This window comes from Pseudomonas sp. TWI929 (genome assembly GCF_039673335.1).
GTDB lineage: Bacteria > Pseudomonadota > Gammaproteobacteria > Pseudomonadales > Pseudomonadaceae > Aquipseudomonas.
In genome coordinates this window covers 73,982-96,364 of sequence record NZ_JBDJLK010000006.1, presented here as the reverse complement: position 1 = coordinate 96,364, position 22,383 = coordinate 73,982, and the positions used below count along the sequence as shown (strand labels likewise).

Annotated in this window: 23 protein-coding genes and 1 tRNA gene; 7 read left to right on the top strand and 17 right to left on the bottom strand. The window is 63.5% G+C overall.

Annotated features, from left to right (window positions below; all coding sequences use genetic code 11):
• Window positions 1-72: 72 nt before the first annotated feature.
• Entirely contained in the window at window positions 73-270 is a 198-nt protein-coding gene (locus ABE456_RS05120; protein WP_346642989.1) for a hypothetical protein, read from the bottom strand.
• Between the two features lie 227 nt (window positions 271-497).
• Between ABE456_RS05120 and ABE456_RS05115 the strand changes: the two genes are divergently transcribed.
• From ABE456_RS05115 to ABE456_RS05105, 3 genes are all read left to right on the top strand, one after another.
• Window positions 498-1,541, top strand: coding sequence for an alpha/beta hydrolase (locus ABE456_RS05115; protein WP_346642988.1), 1,044 nt, complete (start codon window positions 498-500; stop codon window positions 1,539-1,541).
• A 294-nt stretch (window positions 1,542-1,835) separates the two neighbouring features.
• Entirely contained in the window at window positions 1,836-2,021 is a 186-nt protein-coding gene (locus ABE456_RS05110; protein WP_346642987.1) for a hypothetical protein, read from the top strand.
• 304 nt (window positions 2,022-2,325) lie between these two features.
• On the top strand, window positions 2,326-3,474 hold the full coding sequence (locus ABE456_RS05105) for a M14-type cytosolic carboxypeptidase (RefSeq protein ID WP_346642986.1): 1,149 nt from the start codon (window positions 2,326-2,328) through the stop codon (window positions 3,472-3,474).
• Window positions 3,475-3,612: 138 nt separating this feature from the next.
• On the opposite strand, the gene ABE456_RS05100 is transcribed toward ABE456_RS05105, so the two are convergent.
• From ABE456_RS05100 to ABE456_RS05060, 9 genes are all read right to left on the bottom strand, one after another.
• Window positions 3,613-4,581 (bottom strand): spore coat U domain-containing protein, encoded by a 969-nt coding sequence (locus ABE456_RS05100; protein ID WP_346642985.1) that lies wholly within the window; start codon window positions 4,579-4,581, stop codon window positions 3,613-3,615.
• Window positions 4,578-6,875 carry a fimbria/pilus outer membrane usher protein gene (locus ABE456_RS05095; protein ID WP_346643026.1) on the bottom strand — a complete coding sequence of 766 codons (2,298 nt, stop codon included), beginning with the start codon at window positions 6,873-6,875 and terminating at the stop codon, window positions 4,578-4,580. The genes ABE456_RS05100 and ABE456_RS05095 overlap by 4 nt, the downstream gene beginning before the upstream one ends.
• A 108-nt stretch (window positions 6,876-6,983) precedes the next feature.
• Window positions 6,984-7,760 carry a molecular chaperone gene (locus ABE456_RS05090; RefSeq protein WP_346642984.1) on the bottom strand — a complete coding sequence of 259 codons (777 nt, stop codon included), beginning with the start codon at window positions 7,758-7,760 and terminating at the stop codon, window positions 6,984-6,986.
• Window positions 7,761-7,800: 40 nt separating this feature from the next.
• A complete protein-coding gene (locus tag ABE456_RS05085) occupies window positions 7,801-8,304 on the bottom strand; it encodes a spore coat U domain-containing protein (RefSeq protein WP_346642983.1) in 504 nt (167 codons plus the stop codon).
• A gap of 3 nt (window positions 8,305-8,307) precedes the next feature.
• Window positions 8,308-8,841, bottom strand: coding sequence for a spore coat U domain-containing protein (locus ABE456_RS05080; RefSeq protein WP_346642982.1), 534 nt, complete (start codon window positions 8,839-8,841; stop codon window positions 8,308-8,310).
• 18 nt (window positions 8,842-8,859) lie between these two features.
• Entirely contained in the window at window positions 8,860-9,396 is a 537-nt protein-coding gene (locus ABE456_RS05075) for a spore coat U domain-containing protein (protein ID WP_346642981.1), read from the bottom strand.
• Window positions 9,397-9,430: 34 nt separating this feature from the next.
• On the bottom strand, window positions 9,431-9,958 hold the full coding sequence (locus ABE456_RS05070; RefSeq protein ID WP_346642980.1) for a spore coat U domain-containing protein: 528 nt from the start codon (window positions 9,956-9,958) through the stop codon (window positions 9,431-9,433).
• A 321-nt stretch (window positions 9,959-10,279) separates the two neighbouring features.
• Window positions 10,280-10,354, bottom strand: a tRNA-Gln gene (locus tag ABE456_RS05065).
• Between the two features lie 195 nt (window positions 10,355-10,549).
• Window positions 10,550-10,975, bottom strand: a complete 426-nt coding sequence (locus ABE456_RS05060) for a DUF1810 domain-containing protein (RefSeq protein ID WP_346642979.1) — start codon at window positions 10,973-10,975, stop codon at window positions 10,550-10,552.
• Window positions 10,976-11,133: 158 nt separating this feature from the next.
• Between ABE456_RS05060 and zapE the strand changes: the two genes are divergently transcribed.
• Entirely contained in the window at window positions 11,134-12,207 is a 1,074-nt protein-coding gene (zapE, locus tag ABE456_RS05055; RefSeq protein ID WP_346642978.1) for a cell division protein ZapE, read from the top strand.
• Between the two features lie 121 nt (window positions 12,208-12,328).
• Here zapE and ABE456_RS05050 read toward each other — a convergent pair whose 3' ends face one another.
• Window positions 12,329-14,218 (bottom strand): propionyl-CoA synthetase, encoded by a 1,890-nt coding sequence (locus ABE456_RS05050; RefSeq protein ID WP_346642977.1) that lies wholly within the window; start codon window positions 14,216-14,218, stop codon window positions 12,329-12,331.
• A gap of 180 nt (window positions 14,219-14,398) precedes the next feature.
• Here ABE456_RS05050 and ABE456_RS05045 point away from each other — a divergent pair, with 180 nt between their 5' ends.
• Entirely contained in the window at window positions 14,399-15,265 is an 867-nt protein-coding gene (locus tag ABE456_RS05045; protein WP_346642976.1) for a LysR family transcriptional regulator, read from the top strand.
• Here the strand turns inward: ABE456_RS05045 and ABE456_RS05040 are convergent.
• From ABE456_RS05040 to ABE456_RS05020, 5 genes are all read right to left on the bottom strand, one after another.
• Window positions 15,239-16,393 carry an HPP family protein gene (locus ABE456_RS05040; RefSeq protein WP_346642975.1) on the bottom strand — a complete coding sequence of 385 codons (1,155 nt, stop codon included), beginning with the start codon at window positions 16,391-16,393 and terminating at the stop codon, window positions 15,239-15,241. The two genes, ABE456_RS05045 and ABE456_RS05040, sit on opposite strands and share 27 nt — an antisense overlap.
• A gap of 261 nt (window positions 16,394-16,654) precedes the next feature.
• Window positions 16,655-17,989, bottom strand: coding sequence for a sensor histidine kinase (locus tag ABE456_RS05035; RefSeq protein ID WP_346642974.1), 1,335 nt, complete (start codon window positions 17,987-17,989; stop codon window positions 16,655-16,657).
• On the bottom strand, window positions 17,986-18,654 hold the full coding sequence (locus tag ABE456_RS05030) for a response regulator transcription factor (RefSeq protein ID WP_346642973.1): 669 nt from the start codon (window positions 18,652-18,654) through the stop codon (window positions 17,986-17,988). Before ABE456_RS05030 ends, ABE456_RS05035 begins: the two co-directional genes overlap by 4 nt.
• Window positions 18,655-18,969 (bottom strand): PepSY domain-containing protein, encoded by a 315-nt coding sequence (locus tag ABE456_RS05025; RefSeq protein WP_346642972.1) that lies wholly within the window; start codon window positions 18,967-18,969, stop codon window positions 18,655-18,657.
• Window positions 18,969-19,277, bottom strand: a complete 309-nt coding sequence (locus ABE456_RS05020; protein WP_346642971.1) for a PepSY domain-containing protein — start codon at window positions 19,275-19,277, stop codon at window positions 18,969-18,971. Before ABE456_RS05020 ends, ABE456_RS05025 begins: the two co-directional genes overlap by 1 nt.
• Window positions 19,278-19,528: 251 nt before the next feature.
• On the opposite strand from ABE456_RS05020, the gene ABE456_RS05015 reads away from it, so the two are divergent.
• Entirely contained in the window at window positions 19,529-20,608 is a 1,080-nt protein-coding gene (locus ABE456_RS05015) for a patatin-like phospholipase family protein (protein ID WP_346642970.1), read from the top strand.
• 53 nt (window positions 20,609-20,661) lie between these two features.
• Window positions 20,662-21,018, top strand: coding sequence for a 6-carboxytetrahydropterin synthase QueD (gene queD, locus ABE456_RS05010; RefSeq protein ID WP_012271598.1), 357 nt, complete (start codon window positions 20,662-20,664; stop codon window positions 21,016-21,018).
• A gap of 40 nt (window positions 21,019-21,058) precedes the next feature.
• Here the strand turns inward: queD and ABE456_RS05005 are convergent, their stop codons facing one another.
• Complete coding sequence (locus ABE456_RS05005) at window positions 21,059-22,321, bottom strand: hypothetical protein (RefSeq protein ID WP_346642969.1); 1,263 nt, start codon at window positions 22,319-22,321, stop codon at window positions 21,059-21,061.
• Window positions 22,322-22,383 lie beyond the last annotated feature (62 nt).

Below are 22,383 nucleotides of genomic sequence, written 5' to 3'. Positions count from 1 at the left end.
GACTGGCCAATGGGTCAGGGATTGGGCCCGTCAGTTGAAGTAGACGGGCCGCGCAGGAAAACGCAGTTGAAGTCAGCCTGGCGGAATCGTGCCAAGAATACCAATCAGAATGGTCAGCAGCAGAAAACCACCCAGGAACAGCGCCAGCTTGCCCATCGGAACCTCTACAGTTGTGATGCGGGAATGGGCACATTGTCCGGCCTGGGCTGATACGGTTACAGATTCAGGTTTGTGGAAAAAAAGCGGATCAGATGGCAGGCAGAAGTTCATTGTGGGAGCGGCCTTGCGTCGCGATAGGGCCGCAAAGCGGCCCCAGCACTCTTGATGGTTACATCAAAACCCTGGGGCCGCCCGGCGCTTGTATCTTCATGTGTACAAATTGAGACCTGATACACAAGAACGCTTGCTGCGGGCCGATCGGACACATCCGCGATACAGCCGTCATCTTTACTGGCACCCACCAACCCGCACCGATAGCTTCGCCAAGGAGATGCCCAATGCCTGCCAGCTACCCGACCGCCGCCCTGCCACGCCGTTTCAGCCGTACGCTGCTTGCCTGTGCCTTGCTGCCGCTTGGCTTGATGGCTGCGAACTTCGCCACGGCGACAGCACAAAAGCCCCCGGCAGCTGCTGCAGTGGCGGATGACTTCGGCCCGTTGAAACACGTCAACGCTGGCGTGCTCGATGTGGCCTACGTAGAACAGGGCCCGGCCGATGGCCCGGTGGTGATCCTGCTGCATGGCTGGCCGTATGACATTCACAGCTTCGAAGCGGTTACTCCTGCCCTGGCTGCAAAAGGTTACCGGGTGCTGGTGCCCTACGTGCGCGGCTACGGCCAGACCCGCTTCCTGTCTGCAGCAACCCCACGCAACGCCCAGCCTGCGGCACTGGCTAGCGACGTCATCGCTTTCATGGACGCGCTGCACATCCAGCATGCCGTGCTGGCTGGCTTTGACTGGGGCGCGCGCACCGCCGACATCGTCTCGGCGCTGTGGCCAGAGCGGGTAAAGGCCCTGGTATCGGTCAGCGGCTACCTGATCAGCAGCCAGGAGGCCGCCAAGGCCCCCCTGCCACCCAGCGCCGAGTTGCAGTGGTGGTACCAGTACTACTTCACCACCGCGCGCGGCCAGGCCGGCTATGAACAGAACCGCCATGCCTTCGCCAAACTTATCTGGCAAACCGCCTCACCCAAGTGGGCCTTCGACGACGCCACCTTCGAGCGCAGCGCCAAGGCCCTGGACAACCCCGACCAAGTGGCCATTACCGTGCATAACTACCGCTGGCGACTGGGGCTGGCCCAAGGCGAAACGCGCTACGACCCGCTGGAAGCCAAGCTGGCCAGCTTCCCCAGCATCGGCGTACCAACCATCGCCCTGGAAGGCGACGCCAACGCAGCACCGCACCCACCGGCCGAAGCGTATGCGCAGCGCTTTACCGGCAAGTACGAGTATCGGCTGGTCGGCGGTGGCATTGGCCACAACCTGCCGCAGGAAGCACCGCAGGCGTTTGCCCAAGCGGTAGTCGATGCAGACCACTTGTAGCCTGCGGTGCGGCAATTGCTACATAACGTTTCGAAGAGCACGGCAGGCCCTGTGTTGAGGTGCGCCGAGGGCCTGCATTGTCGCAAACCGATTGGGCCGAGTTATCACGCGGTCTTGAGCTGGGTTTGAAATAAATGACTTGAAACGCAGGTTGTAGGATCTTTTACCGTCTGACGTAGGAAGAAGCGATGCAGCGAGATTTCCCTGTATGAAACATCAGTTTCACCAGCAAATTCGAATTGCTAGGGTCCAATTTTCCTACAACGGCATGGAAGCCTACAGCATGAGAAAACCATGGACCCGTTCAATGCCTCGGCCCTGAAGCTACAGAAAAACTTGCTCACACTACGCCTGATGCGTGATCGCCTGAGATTGGAAGGCAAGGATAAGGAAGCGGACGAACTTGCGGGACCGATCGCGCGGATGGAGGCAGCTGTTCAAAAGATGCCGGAGGAAATGAAGCCGGTGACCTTACAATAAGACTGCGACGCTGTGGGAGCGGGCCCGCGAACACCGTCGCAGCCGGTGCCAGGCGCCACGGCTCCCTCAGGTAATCAGGCTGCCTGCAGCTGCAACCCCAGCAATTGCCGAGCTAGCTTCAGGTCATCCTGCAAGTCACGGCTCCACAGCCAGTCGAAACACTCGCTTAGTACCCTCCCCAGCAATTACGGGTCATCAGAAACATCAACCGCCTGATCGGGCCGTATTGCCAGATCTCGCGCAGCAACCCTGCCAAGCCGTGTACAGTAGCCCTCACAACAATGCCCGCAAAGGAACCCGGCCCATGACCGTGACGCTGCCCCCCCTGCAGATCGACTGCGATTTCGACTCTGGCAATATCCAGGTGCTGGATGCCAGCAACCCGGCCCAGGTACACCTGGCCATCCGCCCCGACACCCACAGTGGCCACTACCAGTGGTTCCACTTCAAGGTCAGCGGGCTCACGCCGGGCCAGGTCCATCGTTTCAGCCTCGACAATGCCTCCGGCTCCTCCTACAAGAACGCCTGGAGCGGCTACAACGCCGTGGCCTCCTACGACCAGCAAAGCTGGTTCCGCGTGCCCAGCCAGTTCGATGGCACGGCGCTGACGTTCGAGGTGAAGGCTGAGCAGGAACAGGTCTGGTTCGCCTACTTCGAGCCCTACCCACGTGCCCGCCACAACCAGTTGATCGAACGGGCACGGCAGTTGCCGGGGATCGACCTGCTGGCCTGCGGCCGCAGCGTGCAGGGCCGCGACATCCCGCTGCTGCGTGCTGGCGACGGTGCTGCGGGCAAGCGCAAGCTGTGGCTGATTGCCCAGCAACACCCGGGCGAGCACATGGCCGAATGGTTCATGGAAGGCGTGATCGACCGCCTGCAGGCCAACGACGCGGTCATCCAGCAATTGCTGGCCAAGGCCGACCTGTACCTGATCCCCAACATGAACCCCGATGGCGCCTTCCTCGGCCACCTGCGCACCAACTTCAAGGGCAAGGACCTCAACCGAGCCTGGCAGGACGCCAGCGTCGAACTCAGCCCGGAAGTGTTCTTCGCCCAGGCGCAGATGAAGCAGTACGGGGTGGATGCATTCATCGACGTACATGGCGACGAAGAGATTCCCCATGTGTTCACCGCGGCCTGTGAAGGCAACCCGGGCTATACGCCGCGCCTGGCGCAGCTGGAAGAGCAGTTCCGCAGCACCCTGTGCAGCTTGACCCAGGATTTCCAGACCGTGCATGGTTACACCCGTGACGAACCTGGACAGGCGAACACGACACTGGCCTGCAATGCGGTGGGCATGGCGCATGACTGCCTGTCACTGACCCTGGAAATGCCGTTCAAGGACCACGACGACGCACCCGATGCGGTAACCGGCTGGTCGGGGGCGCGCTCCAAGGCGCTGGCCGGCGCGGTACTGGAGACCCTGGCGAAGATGGTTGGAAATTTGCGTTGAACCATGCCTTACGCAGTACCTGTGGGAGCGGGCGTGCCCGCGAAACAGGCAACGCAATGGATGGCACCGGCTTTGCCGGTGTTCGCGGGCTCGCCCGCTACCGCAGAGATTGCGCTGGCTGCGAGGATGAAGGCAACTTCAGAACTGCACATCCAGAATCACACTGTCGGTATAGCTCGCCGCCGGCGGCGTAGCCTGGTCGGTATAGACCTTGGCGTTGTAGTTGAACACCTGGCTCCCCGTACCGGTACCTGCCCCAGGGTTGACGTCGGCGTCGGTGCTCGCGCGCCGCGCGGTGCCCGACGAACCCCAGCGCACCGTGCTGGCACTCTTGAAAATGTCGTAGGCCAGATAATTGTTGGCCGTCGACTTCATCCGCCGCCGCCCGCTGGCCACATTCAGGCCGTCATCCAGCCCCACGGTGTAGTTGCTGCCCTTGGTGCACGACACGCTCAGGCTTTGGCTCACCGTGCCAAAACCCGCCACAACTGGCGCACTGCCAAAACTGATGTTGGGCGTAGTGATCTGGCAGTCGTTGGTCACCGTCATGCTCACCAACAGGGTCTTGGTATAGGAGCCCGTGTCTTGCCCTATGCAAAACCCGCCAAGGCCAATCCCCTCGCAGTAGCTCCATTCCCATTGGACGTTGAGGGTTTCCTGATAGAGCCCTGCCGCAACATTGCTGCCAACCAGGGTGCGCATGTAGAGCGGTACGGCCTTGGGCGTACCATTGAGCAACCCCAGCAGGTCGAGGATGCCAGTGGTCCTGAACTCGAAGAAATTACCGCGGGTGATCGGGTAGGTGGTCGTGGCGTCGGCATACAACGTGTAGGGGATGATGTCCCCAGTTGGCCCCACCAGTCCGCTGGTAGCCGAGGTGACTTTCACCTTGAAGGAGTCGGTGCTGCTGAGCACGCTCAGCACCGAACCGTTGCACTGCAAACCCGAGTTGCTACTGGAGGCAGTTTGTACGGTACTCAGTACCTGGGCCGAGTTGAGCGAGCCGAACGCCGCTGGTGCAGGCACCACCGAAGTGCATTTGGCCCAGGCCGAGCCTGCCCACAACAGCAGGGCACAGGCCCATATCCCTCTGTATAGCGCCTTCATTTGCACACCAACGGGCCAACCAGAGGGATCGAGCCTTGTGTCTGCGGCAAGTCGAACTCGACCTGGCACTGCCCGCCCCCTTCAATCTCCACCTGCAGGCGATTGTGCGGCGCCAGGTTTTCCAGGTACACCAGGCCATCCCAACCGACCACCGCCTGGCTGCCGCTTTCTGCATGGGTAACGCGGCTACCCAGTTTGAGCGCCTGCTGGTTGCCGTCGACCAGTTCGACACTGGCCGCCATTACCCGCTTGAGCGGGAATTCCAGCAAGTAGCCGCTGCCCCGACGCACGGCCACGCGCTGCTCCACATTGGGCGCCAGCACATCAGGCGGCAGGTCCATCGGGTCGATCTCGTACTTGCCGCGGTAATAGCCACTGCCGTAGGGCACCAACAAGTGGCCACCGGCATCGGTGCGGCCAACCTCCTGGTTCTCGTAACGCACCGGTACGTCGGCGTAGCCATCGGTGCTCACCACCACAAAGGCATCGTCGATGCGGTTGGCGGCAAACAGGCCGGCATCCATCCATACCAGCGAGCCACTGGCGTCAGCCCAGCGGGTCATCTCGCCGCTGCTGCCATACACCCCGGCCTGCAACTGCACCGACTGCAGGCGCCAGGTGACGTCGGCCTGGCTATAGGCATCGCGGTCACTACCAGCGGCATAGCCCAGGTTGTAACCCACACCGCCACCTACCGGCACCGCGCGGCTGTAGTTGGCCCGCTGCAGGCTCTCGCCATCCTGGTTGCGTTCCACCCCCAGGGCCAGGGTGCCGTGCAAATCGAACGGGATCACCAGTTGCGCCTGCACGGCCCACTGGCTGTCGCCAACTTCGCGGTTGGCCGACAAGTACACGCTGCTGTTGCCCCACAACGGCCTGCTGTAGCTGAGGTTGATCAGCCGGGTGCGGGTGCCATCGCCGGCACGTACATCGAAGTAGCCGGCGCCGATGTTGCCGTACTCGTTCAGGTTGAGGCTGAGAGTGACCTGCTCGCTGCGTGTGCTCAATTGCATGTCCGGGGCGTCGACCCGGGTCAGGTCGGTGTAGTCGCCGTGGCGTTGCAGGCGCTGGTAGCTGAAACCGATGCGCTGGCTGTTGTACTGGTAGCCAAGGGCGACCTGGTGGCCCTTGTCGCCGTCGAACTGGCTTTGCGCCAGGGCGGCGTTAAGCACACCGAAGTTGCCCAGGCGCATGTTGCCACCCAGGCCACCCAGCATCAGCGAGTCTGCGGTTTCGGCATGGGTCTCCAGGGTGAAGGTGTCACTCACCCCATAACGCAGGCTGGCCGAAGCAACCCCGGGCCCGTAGCTAAAGTCGCGCACGCCGTAATCGCGGCGCAGGCTACCGGCCGCTACCGAGTAATCCGACAGGCCTTTCTGCAACAGGCTGCTGGTGACGTAGAACGGCAAGGTGGTCGACACCTGCCGGCCAAGGGCATCGGTGGTGACTACCACCGCCTCCCCGGCGCCATTGATGAACGGCACGTTGGTCAGCGTGTAGGGGCCTGGCTGCAACTCGGTGGTGCTGGACTTGTAGCCGTTGATGAACAGGTCGAGCGAGGTCGGTACCGCTGCCTCGCCGGCAAACGCTGGCAATGGGTAAGTGACCAGGTCCGGCCGCGCGGCGAAGTCGCGCGACAGTTGCAGGCCGCCCACCCGAACCGAACTGGTCCAGGGCAACGCACCGGTGACGAAGTCACCGGCTTCATAGGTCTGCAGGCGCTGTTCGTCAGTGAAGCGCCAGGTGGTGTCGTAACGCAGGAAACCCTGACGCGTGTCGTCGGTCTGCGCATCATTGAACGACTGGCGCCACTGCCCGGTGCTGGAGAAAGTACCCCAGCTGTCGAAAAGGCGCAGTTCGTTCCAGGCCGCCAGGTACGTGCCGGCATCATCGGTGTCGTTGAGGTACAGGTCGTAGTTGAACAACGCGCCAAAGCTGCTGCGCGCATCGCTGGGCGGATACAGGCTACGGTCGCCCACCTGCTGGGCGGGCAGCCAGGCCGGTGGCACTTGCAGCAGCAGGCGCTGGTTCTGGCTGTCATAGTCGGTATGCAGGCCGCTGATCGCGTCCAGGGCCACTTCGCCCTGAGGGTTGCCCGGCAGTGACACCCCGGCAGCACGTAGTACCTCGCTTTCCAGGTACAGCCGCCCGGTCCGCTGCTGCACCGGTACCAACTCAGCCTTGGGCATCTGGTTCACCAACAGGTCGAGATACAGCGTGGCGTCGGTAATTGCGGATAGCTCGGTGGGCGGCGGCGGTAGGTCGTCGGCCAGCACCAGGCCGGGGCTGACCATGGCCAGCCCCAGGCACCAGCGGCGCGTCGTCGCCGTCAGCCATTTCACGCACGGTTTCCAACCATTGCCGGGGCCTCCATGATCCCTGCGCAGCATTCAGCCGCTGGCTCATTGGCCCTGGCGGATCGCGTCCGCGTTGCTCTGCCCGTTCACCCGGCCTTTCAGCACGCTGCCGGTAGTGGTCGCCACCGGCGCGGGCCAGCGCATGCTGGCACCTGGCAGCACATAACCCAGCAAACCCTCGACCAGCGGCTTGCTCTGGCTGCCCTGCTGCACCACCACATCGGTAAGGCGTGCGTGTACCGGGCCAGTGTTGCGCAGCTCCACGTAGGGCTTGCCCTGTACCGTTACCGGGCGCCAGCTGAGCTGTGGTTTGCCTACACCTTCGGCATTGCGCTTGCCCTCGGGGTCAACCTTGCCCCACAAGCCTTCGCCGTAGACGAACAGCGGCACCGAATAGCGCATCTGCAGGCGGATGGCTGCCGTGGGGCCGGAAGCAGCCTTGTCGGCAGGGATGGCGGGCGGGATTTCGTCGATGATGATGCGGTAGGCCTGCTCCTGGCCGGCGGGCGAAGGGCCGGTGCGGGTCAGGCGGATCAGTTGCTTCTGCCCAGGGGCGATGTTGGCCACTGGCGGGCTGCCAATGATCTCGCGCTGGGCCTGGAACTGCTCCTGGTAATCACCCTGGCGCCAGGCAAACACCCGCACCTGCAGGTTGGCGGGGTCGGTGCCGCGGTTCTCCAGCCACAGTGCACCGGCCTTCTGGTCGGCCTCCAGCACCGGGTCGATCGGCCAGATCAGTACCGAGGTGGCCGCCCCGGCCGGCAGGCTTGCCAGCAACAACAATCCGATCAGTCCACGCGCCCACTTCGCGCCTGCCCCCATGAAGCTCTCCTTGGAAACTTGTCATTGGTGGTGCTGGTGCTCACCAGGTCACCGTCACTTGCACGACATCGGTGTAAGTCCCTGCCGGCAGTTTGCCGGTCAGCTGAACCCGCCCGAACACCGGCAGCTTGATGGCCGTGGCGTCGCTATAGCTCACGGTCACGCTCTGCCCTATCCCCAGGAGCTGGCTGTAGGCCGCATCCTGGTACAGCTGGTAAGCCAACACCTGCGTACCGCTGGTGCTCTTGAGGTTGCGCGTGCCACTGGCACTGTTCTGGCCGCCGTCCAGGCTCATGCTCAGGGCCACGCCCGGGGTGCACTGGAAGGTCACTGTCGTGCCGCCCAGCGAAGTGCTGAGAAGCCCGGTGGACAACGCCGACTGGGTGCCATAGTTCAGTATCCCGTAGTTGTTGACACCGCCCACCACCAGGCAACCCGCGACGATCTGCGCATTTACCGTGAAGCTGCTGGTGGTTGCCGCATCCAGGGGGGCGGCCAGCAGTACACCGATACCGGTCAGGCCACCCGCCAGCCAGCCACGCATGGCTCAGAACGACAACTCGACCGCCACCGTGTCGGTGTACACCCCGGCCGGCAGCCCGGCCTTGCCACGTGCCTGGCCGTACAGGTTGACGGTTTGCTCCGCACCGGTGCTGGTCGGCAAGGTGATGGTGGCGTCGATCACCAACAGGGTCGTGTGCCCGGCGTCGATGTAGAAATCGTAGGGCACGAAGTTGCCAGAGCCATCAGCCAGCGCACGGCTGCCGCCGGTCGATTGGCCGTCGTGGCTGCCTCCGCGCACGCGGATCACCGGAACCGTACCGGCCGAGCAGAGAATGCTCATCGCCCCGCTGCCGCCACCCAGTACCTGGGCGTTGGCCGTGGTGAACAAAGCATCCTGGGTACCGAAGTTGAGGGAGCCGAAGTTCAGCCCCGAGGTGGCCGAGGAGCCATTGACCTGGCAGGCTGCGGTCAGGGTCAGCGTCGAGCTGATGTTCCCGGTGACCGAGACCGCGTGGGCCTGGGAAGCCAGGGCCAGGCCCAGACCGGCGAGGATGCAGCATGAAAGGTTCGTTCGCATCGGAGTCTCCTTGCGTTGTTACCAGTCCAGGGTCACCCTGAGGGTGTCGCGGTACAGCCCGGCCGGTAGCGCGCGCGGTTGCGCCACCACCACACCGTAGATGGGAATTGGTACCCGCTGGGCGCTGCTGATGGTGAAGGCACGCGCCTGGCCGATGCCGTAGCGGCTGTTGCCACCCGGGTCGACCGCCAGTTGGTAAGGGATCAGCTGGCTGCCGTTGCTCAGCCGGCGAATGCCGTCGTCGCCATTCAGGCCACCATTGATGCGCACGTTGAAGGCACGCACTTCGGGCGTGCAACTGATCTGCAGGCTGCCCTCGCCGCCCACTTCATCTACCCGGCTGCGCAGCGGCTGGTCCCAGTTCGGGCCGCGCTCGCCAAAGTCCAGCACCCCGGGGTTACCCAGTATTGCCGGCTGCGTCTCGTTGCTGCTGATCTGGCAGGCGGCGCTGATCACCAGCCGCGCCTGGATGAACCCGGTGGAGGTGCCATGCGCCGCACCGCCAGGAACCAGTAGCGGGCCGAGGGTAAGCAGCAGGATCGAAGTACGGTTCATGGCATCGCGTCCTTGTGCATGGCGGCGTCCCTTCCTACCAGGTGACCGTGACTTTGAGCAGGTCGGCGTACACGCCGGCGTTCGGTACCCAGGCCAGTTTGTCGATACGCGCATACAACGGCAGTTCGACCGAACCACTGGCCGGCACGCGTGCCGACTGCGCCACATTCACTGCCAACGGTTCGCGCCAGGCCGCGTCGCGGTACAAGCGATAAGGAATGGGCCGGGCCTTGTCATCATCGCTGGCAAGAAAACGCAACTCGCCGACGCCGCCATGCTGGCCGCCATCGACGCGTACTTGATAAGGGGTATCGGGGTTGCATTCCAGGCGTGGCGGGCGCTGGTTCAGCAGCACACCGCTGAGCGGTGCACCTGGGCCATCCAGGCGCGCGGCCGCGCCTAGGTCGATGCGCCCAAGAGCCTGCGCACCCGCATCGCGGGGCAGGTTGACCAACATGCAGCCGCGCTGCACCAGCACCCGTACTTCCACCAGGAAGTCCGCCGCAATTGCACCGCCACATAGCAGCAGGCCCAACAGCCCGACCAGCAAGTGCTCCGTCACCTTATTATCCTTATCGCTCTATGCAGACTTAGAGCGTAGCAGCGAGATGATGGCACTGTGGGGGTGCCTAGCCGTTTTTTGGTATTAGCAACAAAGCGGTAGCACACGAAAAAGTCCTGCCAGGCGCAGAACCCCGTCGCCTCGTTGCGCCCCTAAAAGGCCGATGACCTGGCGCGGGTACTGAACGAGATGCTGGGAGTTTCAGGGTAGTCCTGAACGGCGCGAACCCCGAGTGGGGGCGCAATGATAAAAAACACGGAAACGACAAAGCCCAGCGCTTATTTATAAGCACCGGACCGAGATACGTTTGAAGCAAGAAAATGGCAGGGGCGGCTGGATTCGAACCAACGCATGGCAGGATCAAAACCTGCTGCCTTACCGCTTGGCGACGCCCCTGTATCGGATGCAGCGTTAGCTGCTCTGACAATTCCAACTGAGTGACAACTGGGTTGTTGTCTTGGAATGCGCGGCACTTTAACAACAAACTTTCGGTCTGTGAACCCCCTAATGAAAAAAAATTGCCAGAAAACAGCGAGTTAGTCATTTTCGCGGTTTACGTGGCGGCCCTCCGCCTGCAGCACAAGGCCTGAACTAACCCGGCAACATGGCCAGGGTCAGGGCGTCCGGCTCACCGCCGTAGAACTGCAGCAGCGCCAGCAGGTACAACGGGTTGCCGGGCGCCGCCCGGGCGAACAGGGTCAGGCACGAGCGCAGCTTGAGATAGTCGGGGCTGCCGAGGATTTCCCGGGCACTCTTGTCGCTGTGCTGCAGCAGCGCAGTCACACAGGCCTCCAGCCGTGGGCCAAGCAGCGGATGCCCCAGGTAAGCCCGCGCCTCGTCGATACCCGCCAGCCCATAGCGCTCGGCCATGGCGCTGTGGCCCAGGCCATCAAGCTGCGGAAACACGTACCACATCCAGTGGCTGCGCTTGTGCCCGGCCTGCAGCTCTTGCAGCACCTGGTCGTACACCCGGTTCTGCGCTTCAACGAAACGCTCCAGATCAAAATCGGCGCGCATGTTCACCTCCCCTCGCATTGCTCCCAGCCTTCAATGTACGCCTGTCCAGCGCACCTATCTCGTCAGGCGATCATTGCCCCGCACTTTATGTATTAGTCAAAATGGCCGCCCTCGGGCAAGCTGCACGCTGCCCAGCCATCGCCCAAGGAGCTTAGCTTTTGACTGCCTGGATCCCTACCCCACTACGCCAGCTTGGCCAGCGTCTGCGTGGTGCCGCCGCCAACCAGAGCGAACTGCTCGGCTGGTTCGAGGACAAGGCGCACAGCCGCGGTTATCAACTAAGCGACGGTCAGCGTCGGGTGATCCACTGCATGGCCGAACAGCTGGCACAACTTGAACAAGGCCAGCCGCGCAGCCTGTACCTGTACGGCTCGGTGGGCCGCGGCAAGAGCTGGCTGCTCGATGGTTTTTTCCAGGCTGTGCCGGTAGAGGCCAAGCGGCGGCTGCACTTCCATGATTTCTTTGCCCGCCTGCACCAGGGCATGCACCGCCACCGGGCGCTGGACGACGCGTTGGGCGCGACCCTCGACGAGCTGGTGGGTGGTTGCCAGGTGCTGTGCTTCGACGAATTCCATGTGCACGACATTGGCGATGCCATGCTGCTCACCCGCCTGTTCAACGCCCTGTTCGCCCGCGGCGTGTTCCTGCTGGTGACCTCCAACTACGCGCCCGAAGGGCTGTTGCCCAACCCGCTGTACCACGAGCGCTTTCTGCCGGTGATTCGCCTGATCAACGGGCGCATGCAGGTGCTGGAAGTGGGCGGCGACACCGATTTTCGCAGCCTGCCGGCCAACCGTGAGCATCAGCGTTTCACCCAGGGCCACTATGTATGGCCGGGGGATGCCGCACAGCGGCAGGCGCTGAATGTGCCGAATGAACAGCCGGTAATGCTGGAAGTAAACAAGCGCCCGCTGCGCACGCTGGCCATTGATGGCCGGCGGGTGATGCTTGGCTTTGACGATTTGTGCGAGAAGGCCACGGCGGTCATTGACTACCTGGTGCTGGCCGGGCAATACGATGAGTGGATCATTGATGGACTGGATGATCTGGCGGAATGCTCGCTGGCGGCGCAGCAGCGCTTCGTCAACCTGGTGGATGTGCTGTATGACCAGGACCGGCAGGTAATGGTGATCGGCAAACGGCCGCTGGAAGACAGCCTGGGCGGGCCGCTGGCCGACCTGATGCGTACGCGCAGCCGATTGGGGCAGCTGCATCAGGTAGCCCCTGAATGAATCCCGGGGCCGCTGCGCGGCCCTATCGCGACACAAGGCCGCTCCTACAGGAGGGCGCGTTACCTTGTAGGAGCGGCCTTGTGTCGCGATAGGGCTACGCAGTAGCCCCAGCAATCTCGACTCAACCAGCCCTTGGCAAATCCGCCAGCACCGCCTCTATCTCCCCCAGCACCGCCGGGTCATCCAGGGTGGAAGGCGGCACGTAGTCCTGCCCATCGGCAATCTTGCGCAGCACCGCCCGCAGAATCTTCCCCGAGCGGGTCTTGGGCAGCCGCTTCACCAATCGCACCCGGTTGAAGCACGCCAGCGGGCCAATTTCCTCGCGCACGCTGCCCACCAGGTCCACCAGCAACTGCGCCTCGGCAATGCCTTCACCGTCCTTGAGCACCACCAGCGCCAACGGCACCTGGCCCTTGATCTCATCGTGCACGCCAATCACCGCGCACTCGGCCACCGCCGGGTGCCGCGCCACCAGGTCCTCCATCTCGCCGGTAGACAGCCGGTGCCCGGACACGTTGATCACGTCATCCGTGCGCCCCATGATGTAGACGAAACCGTCATCGTCCAGGTAGCCGCCATCGCCGGTGTGGTAATACCCTGGGTAGGTGCGCAGGTAAGCCTGCAAGTAACGCTCATGATCACCCCACAGCGTCTGGCTGCAACCGGGCGGCAATGGCAGGGCAATCACGATTGAACCCTGGTGGTTGGGGCCCAGCAGATGGCCTTCGTCATCCAGCACACGCACGTGGTAGCCCGGCACCGCACGGTTGCTCGACCCCGGTTTCGCCGCACTGCCTTCCAGCCCTACGCAAGGCGCAGTAACTGGCCAGCCGGTCTCGGTCTGCCACCAGTGGTCATGCACCGGCTTGCCACTGACCCGCTCCAGCCATTCATGGGTGCTGGAATCGAGCTTCTCGCCGGCCAGGAACAGCTGACGCAGCGAGCTCAGGTCGTGCTTGTGGATCAGCTCGCCCTCCGGGTCTTCCTTGCGGATGGCGCGCATGGCAGTAGGTGCACAGAACAGCGCGTTGACCTTGTATTGCTCCACCACCCGCCAGTAGGCCGAGGCGTCTGGGGTGCGAATCGGCTTGCCTTCATAGAACACCGTGGTGCAGCCGCTCATCAACGGCCCATAGACAATCAGTGAATGGCCAACCACCCAGCCCACGTCGGAAATGCCCCACCACACATCGCCGGCCTGCATGCCGTAGATATGGCGCATGGCATAGCACAGCGCCACTGCATTGCCGCCGTTTTCCCGGACGATGCCCTTGGGTTTGCCGGTGGTACCCGAGGTGTACATGATGTACAGCGGGTCGCCAGCATCCAGCTCGACCGGGGCCACCGGCTCGGCGCTGGCCAAAGCCGCCTGCCAGTCCAGGTCGCGCCCCGGCTGCAGTTCGGCGCGCGCCTGCGGCCGTTGCAGCACCAGCACGTTGCGCGGCTGGTGCCGGGCTAGTTGCAGGGCGCGGTCGACCAGCGGCTTGTATTCGATCACCCGGTCAAATTCCAGCCCGCAGGACGCCGTCAGCAGCAGCGTCGGCCGGGCATCGTCGATGCGCAGGGCCAGCTCGTTGGCGGCAAAGCCACCGAACACCACCGAGTGCACCGCGCCAATCCGCGCGCAGGCCAGCATGGCCATGGCCGCCTGGGGCACCATGGGCATGTAGATGATCACGCCATCGCCCTTGTTCACCCCCAGCTGGCGCAGCAAACCGGCCAGGCGCGCTACCTCGTCGCGCAGCTGATGGTAGGTGTAGGCCTGCTGCACGCCGGTTACCGGCGAATCGTAGATCAGCGCCAGCTGCTCGCCGCGGCCCTGCTCGATCTGGTGATCGAGGGCCAGGTAGCAGCTGTTCAGGCGGCCATCGGCGAACCAGCGGTGGGTGCCGTCGGCATTGTCTTGCAGCGTGAGGGCAGGCTTGCGGTGCCAGGCCAGGTGCGCGGCCTGCTCCGCCCAGAAAGCGGCAGGGTCGGAAATGGAATGGACGTAGCTGTGCTGGTAGCTCATATCGAAAGAAACCCGGTACTTGTTGTTATTGAAGGGCGAACCTTGAGTATGGACCGCTGCACCCACGCCGCCATGGGACTAAAGTCACAACCGACCTGCAAATTTGCAGACAACGCAAAAACGCCCCATAACGGTGCAAAGCCTCTAGAATGGGCCACCCCTTCAGCCACCGAGCAGCTCATGGATATCGATCAGGCCCGTACCTTCCTGGAAATCGTGCGTTGCGGCAGCCTGGTCGCCGCCGCCGAACGCCTGTTCGTGTCGCAGACGGCGATCACCGCCCGGGTGCAGCGCCTGGAGCAGCAACTGGGTTGCCAGTTGTTCGTGCGCAGCCGCAGCGGCGCCAGCCTGACCAGCGACGGCGAAGCGTTTGTCAGTTATGCCAACCAGTTGGTACAGACGTGGGAAGCGGCGCGCCGCGACCTGCCGCTACCCGAAGGCTGCCAGCAGGTGCTGCATGTGGGCGGTGAGGTGAGCCTGGGCAACCCGATGATGCTCGACTGGGTCAGTGCCTTGCACCGCGAGTTACCCAGCCATGCCATCCGTAGCGAAGTCAGCGACGGCGAGTCGCTGCTGCGCAAGCTCGAGATGGGCCTGCTGGACGCCGCGCTGGTCTACCAGCCGACCTACGGCCCGGGCCTGCAGGTGGAACAGTTGATGGAAGAAAAGCTGATCCGCGTGCGCCGTGCCGACCGGCCCGAGCCGTACATCTACATCGACTGGGGCGAGGCTTTCCGCCGCCAGCACGATGCCGCCCTGCCCGACTACGCACGCCCTGCATTGAGCTTCAACCTGGGCCCGTTGGCCTTGCAGTTCATTCTCGACCAGGGTGGCAGTGGCTACTTCCGCACGCGAGTGGTGCAGGCCTACCTGGACAGCGGGGTGTTTGAGCGGGTACCACAGGCGCCGGAGTTTACCTACCCAACCTTCCTGGTGTACCCGCGCAAACGCGACAGCGAAGCCTTGCAACAGGCCTTCGCCATCCTGCGCCGGCTGGTAGCCGCCGGCGCCAGCGACTGGTCACAGCGCTGGGACCCGGTTATCTGAAGCCTCGGAATTGCTGAGCAGCTGGCGCTTGAGGCCGGCGATCAGGTCGGTCTGGGTGATCACCCCCACCAACTTGTCGGCATCGAGCACCGGCAGGCAGTGCAGGCCCTGCTCGCACAGCAGCGGCAGCAGGCGCTCCAGCGGGTGCTGGCTGCTGACGCTGACCACCCGGCGGCTCATCACCTGCTCCATGCGTACCGCTTTGCGGCCAAACAGCCCACGCCAGCTGAAACGGCCACGCTGCATGGCCGGACCAACCAGGTCGCTGAGGCTGACAATGCCCACCAGCTTGCCTTGCTGCAGCACCGGCAGGGTTTTCAGGTGGTGGCTGACCAGCATCTTCCAGGCCTGTTCCAGGGTGGTGTCGGGCGTGGCGAACTGCACATCGCGGGACATCACCGAAGCCGCGGTGATGCCGCCGAGGCTACGCTGCAAGGCGTGCTGCTCGGTGGCCAGGATGATGCGCTCCAGTTCGTCACGGGTGACGTCGACAAACTCGCCCAGTTCCTCCAGGGCCTGGTCCAGGTCTTCACTGCGGATACCCACCCGCTCGCTGGGCAGCGGGTCATGGGTGTGGTGCAGGTCTTTGCGCGGCAGCGCGCCTTTCGGGTAGCGCACGCCGGTCAGGCGGTTGTAGAGGATTGCCACCGTCACCAGGATCAGCGCATTGAGCAGCACCGGCTCCAGCAGGTGGTCGCCCATGGCGGTCAGCCCCGAGTCGGCCAGCACCGCGCTCACCGCCACCCCGCCACCCGGCGGGTGCAGGCAACGCAGCAGGCACATCACCAGGATCGAGATACCCAGCGCGGCGGCAGCCACCCACAGTTCAGGGCCGAAGCCCTGGCGCATGGCCAGGCCGACCGCGCCAGCCAGGGCGTAGCTGCCCAGCACCGGCCAAGGCTGGGCCAAAGGGCCGGAATGCACGGCAAATACCAATACCGCCGAGGCCGCCAGCGGACCCAACAGGTGCAGGGCAATGCCCGGGCCATAAGCCAGGCTGGTCAGCCAGCCGGCGAGAAACAGGCCAAGCAACGCACCAATACCGGCACGCAGCCATTCTTTGGGGGGGATATTCAGGGGCGCCGGCAACAGCCGCTGCAGACGACTTTCGGAACGCGAGGCAGACATGTAGGTTATCGGAATCTGTAGTTTTTCTGGTTAAAAAGAAAGCCCAGCCGAGCAGGCCTGGGCCTCGTATTGCGAACGCAATATCACAAGGGGCTCCGTCCATGGAGAGATGGAAACCGCAGGGTTTCGTGAAGGGGATTTTGCCGGGTGAGGTGGGATTGGGCTAATTCAAAAAAATGCGGCTGTACTGCAATTTTTTTGCAGTGGTGATATGGCCCGGGACCTGTGAGTTGCCATTGGGGCCGCTGTGCGGCCCCGGCTCTACCGCGCCTTGCGCGGCAGGTCGATACTCACCTGCAACCCGCCCAGGGGGCTTTCCGACAGCGCCAACTGCCCACCCCAAGCCTCGACGATATCGCGCACAATCCCCAGCCCAAGCCCATGCCCGTCAACCTGCTCATCCAGCCGCGAGCCCCGCTCCAGCACCTGTTGCCGTTGCCCCTCGGGAATACCCGGCCCATCGTCATCAACCCACAGCCGGTAACCCTCGGCATCTGGCGCAATGCCCAGCCGCACCTCGCTGTCGGCCCATTTGCAGGCGTTATCCAGCAGGTTGCCCAGCAGTTCCAGGACGTCCTCGCGGTCCCATGGCAACAACAACCCGGGCGGCACATCACTGGCCAACAACAGGCCTTCGCCATGGATCATGCTCAAGGTCCCCAGCAGCCCCGGCAACTCGGCATCACAGTCGAACTGCGCCCCCGGCAGCGCATCCCCCGCCAGGCGTGCGCGGTTCAGCTCACGCGCCAGGCGTTGCTGGATCTGCTCCAACTGCTCACGCATTTGCGTGCGGACTTCGGGCAAGTCCTTCAGGCGTTCGCTGGAAGCCAGGCCAAGCAGCACGGCCAACGGTGTCTTCAACGCATGCCCCAGATTGCCCAGCGCATTGCGCGAGCGGCGCAGGCTGTCTTCGGTATGGCTGAGCAGGTGGTTGATCTGCCCCACCAGCGGCGCCAACTCACTGGGCACCTCGGCATCCAGCTGCGAGCGCTGGCCCTGCTGCAACTGGGCGATCTGCTGGCGTGCCCGCTCCAAGGGCCGCAGTGAACGGGTCACGGTGATGCGTTGCAACACCAGCACCAGGATCAGCGCCACCAGGCCCATGCCCAGGCCGATCTGCTGCATGCGCCGGAAGCCTTCACGCACCGGCGAATAGTCTTGCGCCACGCTGATCGAGATATCCTGGCCCAGGCGCCGGTAGTCGGCACGCAAGGCCAGTAACTGCTGGCCTTCCGGGCCGAGTTCATGACTGTCGGAAAGGCCCGGCGCGGCAGGCTTGGGCATGTCCAGGTCCCACAGCGAGCGTGAGCGCCAGGTGTTCTGCTGAAGGGCGCCGCTTTCAAAATCGATGCGGAAGTAATAACCGGAAAACGGCCGCTGATAGGCAGCCGAGATCCGCCGCTCATCCAGTTGCAAACCGGACGGCCCGCGCACCAGGGCCATCAGCAGGTTTTCGCTTTCCTTGCGCAGGCCGTTTTCCAGGTAGCGCTGCAGGCCTGCCTCGAACAGCCACAAGGTCAGCTGCGCCAATACCACGCCAACCACCACCAGCACCGCCACCAGGCCCAGGCTCAGGCGCGCCTGGATCGACTTCACCCGGCACTCCCGGCGTAGATATAGCCTTGCCCGCGGCGGGTCTCGATGACACTGCGGCCCAGCTTGCGCCGCAAGTGGTTGACGTGCACTTCCAGCACGTTGGAGTCACGCTCGGTTTCGCCATCGTAGAGGTGTTCGGCCAAGTGGCTCTTGGACAGGATCTGCTGCGGGTGCAGCATGAAGTAGCGCAACAGGCGGAACTCGGCGGCGGTCAGCTGGATATCCACGCCGTCGCGACTTACGCACTGGCGGCTTTCGTCCAGGTGCAGGCCGGCGGCTTCCAGCGTCGGCTGGTTGGCAAGGCCACGGGCACGGCGCAACAGGGCCTGGATGCGCAGTTGCAGCTCTTCGGGGTGAAAGGGTTTGCTCAGGTAGTCATCGGCCCCGGCTTTCAGCCCTTCAATACGCTCGGCCCACGAGCCGCGGGCGGTCAGGATCAGCACCGGCGTGACCAGGCCGGCGGCACGCCACTGGGCCAACACCTCCAGGCCCGGCAAGCCCGGCAGGCCGAGGTCGAGAATGATCAGGTCGTAAGGTTCGCTCTGGCCCTGGTACACCGCGTCACGGCCGTCGGCCAGCCAGTCCACGGCATAGCCCTGGCGTTGCAGGCCGGCGACCAGTTCATCGGCCAGCGGTACGTTGTCCTCGACAAGCAACAGGCGCATTCAGTCGTCTTCCTCGTCTTTGAGCAGTGCGCCGGTGCTGGCGTCGAGCTTGATCTCGCGCACCACACCTTCAGCTGTCAACAGCTCGACTTCATACTGGTAGCGATCGTCGTCCTCTTCCAGCTCGGCTTCCAGCAAACGCGCCCCGGGGTAACGCCCCAGGGCGGTTTCCAGCAATTGTTCGAGTGGCAGGATAACGCCCTTCTGCCGAAGCTTCAGGGCCTCGTCCTGATCGAGGTCGCGGGCAGCGGCCAGGGAGCACACGGCCAGCAGCGCCAGCGCGAGGTAACGCGCTGGCCGCGGTAAGTGGATCATCAGTTGTCCCGCTCGTCCTTCACGACTTCACCGGTCTTGGCGTCCAGCGCCACATCCCATTCGACGTTCTGCGTATCGCGCAGCTCGACCTTGTAGATGTAGCGGCCATACTCGTCTTCAAGCTCAGAGTCGGTGACGGTGGCGCCCGGGTGCTTGGCCACGGCGGCCGCCTTGAGTTCGTCCAGCGACTTGATGGTCTTGGCATTGACCAGTTTGACCACTTCATCGGGCTGCACGTCCTTGGCGAAGGCGGCATTGGCGCCGAGGGCAAGGGCGGCGGCGGTGAACAGGGCAGTCAAGGTTTTCATCGTTCTTCTCTCCTGAGAACTGTGCAAGTTGTCTACGGGGTTAAGATTAACCAGCGGTCCTTAATTCAACCTGAAAACAGCTGGCCGCATGATAGCGCAGGTCTATGTGGCACCGCGTCGCCTGCTTCGCGGGCATGCCCGCTCCCACAGGTTCACCACAGGCCTCGGTAGCTGTGCAGTACTTGTGGCTGGCCGGCGATGAGCCCCTCAAACCCTTTACAATGACCCGATTGTTGCCCAAGAGATCCGTCATGAGCGCCATCCACATCAAATACCCCGCCCTCACCTTCAAGGCCGGCCAGAGCGCCCTGCGGCACATCCGCGAGCGTGGCCTGCAGGCGGCCGATGTGGGCGTGTTGCCGGGCGCGGCGGGCGGGCCGAAGCCGCTGGGCATCCAGGGCCTGGACCTGGCCTTGTTTGGTGAATGGCTGCCGACGGCGCCGCGCCAACGTGCATTGATCGGTGCCTCGATCGGCGCCTGGCGCTTCGCCAGTGCCTGCCTCGACAACCCGGTCGCCGGCATTCGCCGCCTCGGCGAGTTGTATACCGAGCAGGACTTTGCCAAGGGCGTCACGCCGGCCGAAATCAGCCGGAGTTGCCAAAAAATGCTCAATGACCTGCTACAAGGCCGCGATGGTGAACTGCTGGCCAACCCGCACTATCGCCTGAACATTCTGGTGGTAAAAAGCCACGGCCAGCTCGCCCACGACCATCGAGGCCGCCTGGGCCTTGGCCTGGGCTCCGTAGTGGCCAGCAACCTGCTCGGCCGCTCGCGCCTGGCCCGTCATTTCGAGCGCATCATCCTGCACGACGAGCGCAGTGCGCCGCCGCTCGACGCCCTTACCGATTTCCCTTCGCGCTGCCTGCCCCTGGAGCTGGCCAACCTGCGCCACGCCCTGCTCGCGTCAGGCTCGATCCCCATGGTCATGGAGGGCGTCAAAGACATTCCTGGCGCCGGTACCGGTACCTACCGCGACGGCGGCCTGCTCGACTATCACCTCGACCTGCCCTACCGCGGCGACGACCTGGTGCTGTACCCACACTTCACCGACAAGGTGGTACCCGGTTGGTTCGACAAGGCCCTGCCCTGGCGCAAGGGCGATGCCACCCGCCTGCAGAACGTATTGCTGATGACACCCTCGCCGCAGTACCTGGCCGCCCTGCCCTACGGCAAGCTGCCCGACCGCAACGACTTCAAGCGCTTCATGGGCGACGCGCCAGGGCGCAAGCGCTATTGGTACAAGGCCATTGCCGAAAGCCAGCGGCTAGGCGACGAGCTGCTGGAGCTGATCGCCACCGGGCGGCTGCATGAACGCCTGCAAGCCTTGTAGCGGCCATGCTGGTAGACTGCGCGCATTGTTGATTCACACAGAGTTCTGACAGCGTGGAAATTTTCAAAGAGTTCACATTCGAATCGGCCCACCGCCTGCCCCACGTTCCTGAAGGGCACAAATGCGGCCGCCTGCACGGCCACTCGTTCAAGGTCGGCCTGCACCTGACCGGCCCGCTCGATCCCCACACTGGCTGGATCCGCGACTTCGCCGAGGTCAAGGCGATCTTCAAGCCGATCTACGAGCAACTGGACCACAACTACCTGAACGACATCCCCGGCCTGGAGAACCCCACCAGCGAAGTGATCGCCAAGTGGATCTGGGACCAAGTCAAGCCACTGATGCCGGAACTGTCCAAGGTACGTATCCACGAAACCTGCACCAGTGGCTGTGAGTACACTGGCGACTGATTGTGGGCCAAGGGCGCCGCGCAGGCGCCCTTTTCATGTGCTAGCACCTGGCTGACACCTCCAGTACTTCCAGTTCAAGGCTGCCTTCCCCGCCCAGCCACACCGTGTCGAGATTGCGCTGGCCCTGTGGGTAGACCATCTTCAGGTCAGGGCCAGTGATGTGCTTCAACTTCACCCCATCAAGGTGCGCCCCCTGCTGCAGCGATGACGGGTTTACCCCGTCCAGGCGCCAGAGGAATGCAGGTTCAGCACGGTCCTTTGCCCATCGCTGAGCCAGGCTCAGGCTCCAGCCCCGCTCGTGCTTCAAGGTAAAATTCAGCCGTCGACCGCGCGCATCGAGCGGCCAGATTTCATAAGCATAAGCACCGTTTTCCTCATACACGGCAAACCAGAAGCGCTCGCAGGCCGGGCGGCACTCATCGCTGCGCCAGTGCTCCTGCAGTGTTTCACCACGCTCGACCTCCAGCGCCGCCCTGGGGTTCCACTCCTCGCCTTGACTGAACCGCGCCACTACCAGGCCGGCCTGCTCGTCTCTGGATGCATCCGCAGCGGCAGCCGATGCGTCAGGGCGCCACCAGGCGCGTGCGATAAAACTGTATTCAGGCTTGAACTCATACCTGCTTGCGATTCGCCGCAAGCCTCCACCCCAGGCGACCTCCCGAGCCTCATGGGCGAAATCAAGGATTTCCAGTGCCATCAGACCAGGCTGGCCGCTTAGGGTATTGATCAGCCAGGCATCGCGGTTCTGCATGCGCCTGGCCCGCTGGCCCTCGGCATTGAGCAGCAGCACATTGCAAATACGCGCGCCGCGCTGCAGAGCCTTGTTGCCTATACCGGCGAGTGTCCACAGGTGCGTCGGCGAGCTTAACCGGGCGCTGCCCGCTGCGGCTTCAGTCTGGTCCTTTATGCCTGCATAGCCCGACAACGGGCTAGGGTTGCTACGCACAATGCGGTTGAGCGGCTTCCAGGCGCGGTCATATGGCCTGATTTCGTAACCCAGCGTCGAGGCGTGCCGGTCAGAACCGCTTACATAGGCACCAAACCAGAACAGCTCGCCATATACATGCCCCGGTGCTGTTTGGTCCTCGGCGGTCAACTGTAAAGGCCCCAAGCCCGCGGGCTCGGCACGTAGATAGTTGTACCAGTGCTCGTTATGAATCGAGGCGCCGCCGGTGTGCAGCCACAGAGGGGCCAGCTTGTCGCGCGACTCATCCCATTGTGCCGGGTTGAGCAGATGGTCGGACAGCTGCCACCAGCAACGTGCCAGGAAGGAAAATTCTGGGTAATGAATGTAGTCGCTCATGACGGCTCACTTGTGCGGAAGAAGTGAGCCGAACGCTATCGGTTCGCAGCCGATCCAAGGCA